This window comes from Microbacterium sp. Leaf351 (genome assembly GCF_001423825.1).
GTDB lineage: Bacteria > Actinomycetota > Actinomycetes > Actinomycetales > Microbacteriaceae > Microbacterium > Microbacterium ginsengisoli.
The window spans coordinates 122,096-127,369 of sequence record NZ_LMPK01000002.1 but is presented as its reverse complement, the minus strand read 5'-3'; the positions used below and the strand labels follow the sequence as shown (position 1 = coordinate 127,369).

Below are 5,274 nucleotides of genomic sequence, written 5' to 3'. Positions count from 1 at the left end.
CGATGTCGCGCACGGCATGATCAAGAAGGCGGGCCTTCCCGACTACGTCCCGCCGGTCGACGGCGGCTCGATGGGTGGCGAGGACGACGACGTGCCCTACTGGGGCCAGCCGGGCGTGCATGAGATCTACCGCGACTGGCACGAGGTGCTCGCCGAGTACGACGGCGACCGGGCCCTGTGCGCCGAGGCATGGCTGCCCACGCCCGAGAAGACCGCCCTGTGGGTGCGGCCCGACGAGATGCACCAGGCGTTCAACTTCCCCTACCTCACCACCGAGTGGGAGGCGGAGCCGCTGCGCCAGGTGATCGTCGACTCGCTGCGCGCCTTCCCCGCCGTCGGCGCGCCCGCCACCTGGGTGCTCTCCAACCACGACGTGATCCGGCATGCCTCCCGGCTCGCCCTCACGGCGCCGAGCCCGCAGGGCGAGGGAATCGGCCCGCTGTCGGCGGCCCAGCCGATCCCGGCGCTCGGTCTGCGTCGCGCGCGGGCGGCGACATCCCTCATGCTCGCCCTGCCCGGCTCCGCCTACGTCTACCAGGGCGAGGAGCTCGGGCTGCCCGAGGCCATCGACATCCCCGACGACAAGCGCCAGGACCCGACGTGGTTCCGCACGAACCACGAGAAGTACGGCCGTGACGGATGCCGCGTGCCCCTGCCCTGGACGTCGACCGGCCCCTCGTTCGGCTTCAACTCGACGGGCGCGTCGTGGCTGCCCCAGCCGGCGGAATGGGCGGAGCACGCCCGCGACGCCGAGACCGGCGACCCCGACTCCACCCTGTCGCTCTACCGCGACCTGCTCGCGACACGTCGCGCCCACGGTCTGGGCGCCGGTGCCGTCGAGTGGCTCGACGGGTTCGGCGACGACGTCATCGCGTTCCGCAACGGCGACGTGACGGTCGTCGCGAACGTCGGGGCATCCCCGGTGGCGCTGCCCGCCGGCGACGTTCTCGTCGCGAGCGAACCGGGCATCGAGAAGACCCTGCCCGCCGACACCACGGTCTGGCTGCGCGCCTGACTCGCCGTGTCCGCGCGTAGCGCAGCGGCATGACGCGCGGACGCACTCGCCGCGGCGGCGGCTCGAGCACAGGCATGTTCGCCGCGACGGCGATCTGCCCGGAGGCGCCGGCGACCTAACCTCGCCGAAAGCCATCCACGAGCGGGAGTTCTCATGCGCATCCTCATCATCGGCGCGGGCGGGGTCGGATCGGCGGCGGTGCGTATCGCCGTACGTCGCGACTTCTTCGAGGCATTGGTCGTCGCCGACTACGACCCGGCGCGTCCGCAGGCCCTCGTCGACGCCGTCGGCGACCCTCGAGTGATCGCCGCACAGGTCGACGCCTCGAACGCGGACTCGGTCGCCGACCTCATCCGCGCGCACGACATCACCCACGTGCTCAACGCCGTCGACCCGCGGTTCGTGATGCCGATCTTCGACGGGGCGTTCGCGGCCGGCGCCACCTACCTCGACATGGCGATGAGCCTGTCGCACCCGCATCCCGACCAGCCGCACGCTCTGCCCGGTGTCAAGCTCGGCGACGAGCAGTTCGCGAAGGCCGCCGAGTGGGAGGCCGCCGGGCGCCTGGCGCTCGTCGGCATCGGCGTCGAGCCGGGCCTGTCGGACGTCTTCGCCCGCTACGCCGAAGACGAGCTGTTCGACGAGATCGACGAGCTCGGCGTACGCGACGGCGCGAACCTCGTCGTCGCCGGGTACGACTTCGCCCCGTCCTTCTCCATCTGGACGACCATCGAGGAGTGCCTGAACCCGCCGGTCATCTACGAAGAGGGCACCGGCTGGTTCACGACGCCGCCGTTCTCCGAGCCCGAGGTGTTCGATTTCCCCGACGGCATCGGCCCGGTCGAGTGCGTGAACGTCGAGCACGAGGAGGTGCTGCTCATGCCCCGCTGGACGAAGGCGAAGCGCGTCACCTTCAAGTACGGTCTCGGCGACGAGTTCATCGGCGTGCTCAAGACCCTGCACAAGCTCGGGCTCGACAAGACCGACAAGGTGACCGTGAAGGGCGTGGATGTCTCGCCCCGCGACGTCGTGGCCGCATGCCTGCCCGACCCGGCCACCCTCGGCGACAAGATGAGCGGCAAGACCTGCGCCGGCGTCTGGGTGCGCGGCACCGGCAAGGACGGCAAGCCCCGGTCGACGTACCTCTATCACGTGGCCGACAACGAGGAGACGATGCGCGAGTACGGCTCGCAGGCCGTCGTCTGGCAGACGGCCATCAACCCCGTCGTCGCCCTTGAACTGCTCGCCACTGGTGTGTGGTCGGGCGCGGGCGTACTCGGCCCCGAGGCGTTCTCGGCGACCCCGTTCCTCGACCTGCTCGCCGCCCCCGCCCCGGCCGGCTACGGATCGCCGTGGGGCATCGAGGAGAAGCCGATCGACTGAGCCGCACCGGGCGACGTTCGCGTAGGGTCGGGGCATGCCTCTCGACCTCGACGCGATCTATGTCGACCTGCACCGCCACCCCGAGCTCTCCTTCCAGGAGCACCGCACGGCCGGGGTGATCTCCGAGCACCTGACCGCGCTCGGCATCCCGCACGAGACGGGCGTCGGTCGCACAGGCGTCGTCGCGACGCTCGAGAACGGTGACGGCCCGGTCATCTGGCTGCGCGCCGACACTGACGGGCTCCCGGTGCCCGAGCAGACCGGCCTCGACTACGCGAGCACCGCGCGCGGCGTCGACCCGGCGGGCGTCGATGTGCCCGTCATGCACGCGTGCGGGCACGACATGCACATCACCGCGCTGCTCGGCGCGCTCGAGCGCCTGTGGACCGAGCGGGGCGGCTGGGCGGGCACGATCGTGGCGCTGTTCCAGCCGGCGGAGGAGTTCGGCGCGGGCGCTCGGGCGATGCTCGACGACGGCCTGCTCGACCGGTTCCCGCGGCCCGAGGTGGTGCTCGGCCAGCACGTGACGAGCACCCTCCCCGCGGGCCGTCTGGGTGCCCGGCCGGGCACGCAGATGGCTGCCGCCGAGGGCCTCACCGTCACGCTCCATGGGCGCGGCGGCCATGGCTCGCGCCCGCACGAGACGATCGACCCGGTCGTGCTCGCGGCGGCGACGGTGATGCGGCTGCAGACGATCGTCGCCCGTGAGACGAGTGCGCAGGACATCGCGGTCGTGACCGTCGGCTCCATCCACGCCGGCCTGAAGCACAACATCATCCCCGCCGAGGCGACCCTCGAGCTGAGCCTGCGCTACACGACCGACGACCAGCGCGAGCGACTGCTCAGCCAGGTGCACCGCATCGTGAACGCCGAGGCCGCGGCATCCGGTGTCGAGGTTCCGCCCACGTTCGACGGCGTCTTCACCCTGCCGCCGACCATCAACGACGAGGCGGCGACCGAGCGTGTCATGGGCGCGTTCCGCGCGGCGTTCGGCGAGCACGACGTCGTCGACCCCGGGCTGTTCACCGGCAGCGAGGATGTCTCGTGGTTCGCGCGCGACGCGGGGGTTCCCCTCGTCTACTGGTTCTGGGGCGGCGTCGACCCCGAGGCGTACGCCGCCGCGGCCGCGGCCGGCACGCTCGGTCGCGACATCCCGGCGAACCACTCGCCGTTCTACGCGCCGGTCATGCACCCGACGATCGAGCGGGGCGTCGACGCGCTCGTCGTCGCCGCCCGCGCCTGGCTCGGCTGAGCGCGCGAGACCGTGCGCGCGGCTGACCGTTCGGCGCCCCGTCGAGCACGATCGGAGAAGCACGCACAGAATCGCGCGGGGTACCGTGTGCTCGATGCCGCCGCGTGCGGCCCGAGTGGAGGAGACGCCATGACCCCGAGCGACGAGACGTTCAGCGCCGACGAGCGCGCCGCCATGAAGGAGGCGGCAGCCGAGAAGCGCACCGCCGCCAAGCGCGCCAAGGACGCGGACAAGGCCGCCGCCGAGCTGCAGGACGTCATCGACAAGATCGCGACCTTCTCCGACTTCGATCGGCCGCTCGCCGAGAAGGTGCACGAGATCGTGACGACCGTCGCCCCGCAGCTCGCGCCGAAGCTCTGGTACGGCATGCCGTCGTACGCGAACGCCGAGGGCAAGTCGGTGCTGTTCTTCAAGGACGCCGCGAAGTTCAAGGACCACTACGCGACCCTCGGATTCCAGGCGACGGCCCACCTCGACGAGGGCACGTTCTGGGCGAAGGAGTTCGCGATCACGGCCATCGACGACGCCGTCGCCGCCCAGATCGCCGAGCTCGTGCGCCGCGCGGTGAGCTGAGGCATCCGCTCTCGATATCGCGTCGGGGATGCCGCATCCGCACCTGCGGACGGCATCCCTCACAACGATCGGGTGAACCCTCAGGAATCCGCGTTGCGGCGCCGTCGGCAAGCGCGTAATGTCGCGCGTCGTGACAAACGACGGTTCCGAACACGGCACGGACGCCACGGCGGCTGACCCGGCCCCGGACACACCCATCGCCAAGCGCATCCTCATCGGTGATCCGCTGGCCTCCACCGACGCCGAGGACCACCTGCTGCGCAAGCGCATGGCCCTTCCGATCTTCGCGTCGGACGCGCTGTCGTCGGTCGCGTACGCCCCGCAGGAACTGCTCATGATCCTGCTGATCGGCGGTACCGCGTTCCTCGCGTTCAGCCCCTGGATCGCGACCGCCGTGGTCGTGCTGCTGATCGTCGTGGTGCTGTCGTACCGGCAGCTCATCAAGGCCTACCCGTCGGGCGGCGGCGACTACGAGGTCGCCCGCGTGAACCTCGGTGAGAAGTCGGGCGTCGTGGTCGCCTCGGCCCTGCTCGTCGACTACATCCTGACGGTCGCGGTGTCAGTCGCCTCCGGCGTCGACAACATCATCTCCGCGCTGCCGGTGCTCAACACGTGGCGCGTCGAGCTCTCGATCGGCTTCGTCGTGTTGCTCGTGCTCGTCAACCTCCGCGGCGTGCGCGAGGCATCCCGCGCCTTCGCTCTGCCGACCTACATCTTCATCGGCTCGATCGCGCTGATGATCGTGGTGGGTCTTGCGCGCTGGGCCGTCGGCGACACCCCCATCGCCTCGAGCGCCGGCTTCGCGGTCAAGGCCGAGGACATCACGCAGGCGGGCATCATCCTGCTCATCCTGCGCGCGTTCTCCAGCGGCTGCTCGGCGCTCACCGGCGTCGAGGCGGTGTCGAACGGCGTGCCCGCCTTCCGCCGCCCGAAGGTGAAGAACGCGCAGCGCACGCTGACCGCGATGGGCCTCATCGCGATCATCCTGTTCGCCGGCCTCACGATGCTCGCCCTGGTCGCGGGAGTGCGCTATTCGGAGGACCCGTGTGCA

Annotated in this window: 5 protein-coding genes; all 5 read left to right on the top strand. The window is 70.9% G+C overall.

What is annotated here, in order from left to right; genetic code table 11:
- Nucleotides 1-1,015 (top strand): alpha-amylase family glycosyl hydrolase (locus tag ASG00_RS16195; RefSeq protein ID WP_235559028.1); only part of this gene is annotated, 1,015 nt, incomplete at its 5' end.
- Between the two features lie 153 nt (nucleotides 1,016-1,168).
- Nucleotides 1,169-2,398: a saccharopine dehydrogenase family protein gene (locus tag ASG00_RS01130; protein WP_056206224.1), complete on the top strand. Its 1,230-nt coding sequence runs from the start codon at nucleotides 1,169-1,171 to the stop codon at nucleotides 2,396-2,398.
- A gap of 34 nt (nucleotides 2,399-2,432) precedes the next feature.
- Nucleotides 2,433-3,650, top strand: coding sequence for an amidohydrolase (locus ASG00_RS01125; RefSeq protein ID WP_056206222.1), 1,218 nt, complete (start codon nucleotides 2,433-2,435; stop codon nucleotides 3,648-3,650).
- 129 nt (nucleotides 3,651-3,779) lie between these two features.
- A complete protein-coding gene (locus ASG00_RS01120; RefSeq protein ID WP_056206221.1) occupies nucleotides 3,780-4,223 on the top strand; it encodes a DUF1801 domain-containing protein in 444 nt (147 codons plus the stop codon).
- 118 nt (nucleotides 4,224-4,341) lie between these two features.
- The coding region (locus ASG00_RS16190; RefSeq protein ID WP_442922567.1) for an APC family permease at nucleotides 4,342-5,274 on the top strand (933 nt) is incomplete at its 3' end.

Bases quoted from the DNA above. Each gene is read 5' to 3' on its own strand.
- ASG00_RS01130 (WP_056206224.1), top strand. From the start codon at position 1,169: ATGCGCATCCTCATCATCGGCGCGGGCGGGGTCGGATCGGCGGCGGTG.
- ASG00_RS01120 (WP_056206221.1), top strand. From the start codon at position 3,780: ATGACCCCGAGCGACGAGACGTTCAGCGCCGACGAGCGCGCCGCCATG.
- ASG00_RS01125 (WP_056206222.1), top strand. From the start codon at position 2,433: ATGCCTCTCGACCTCGACGCGATCTATGTCGACCTGCACCGCCACCCC.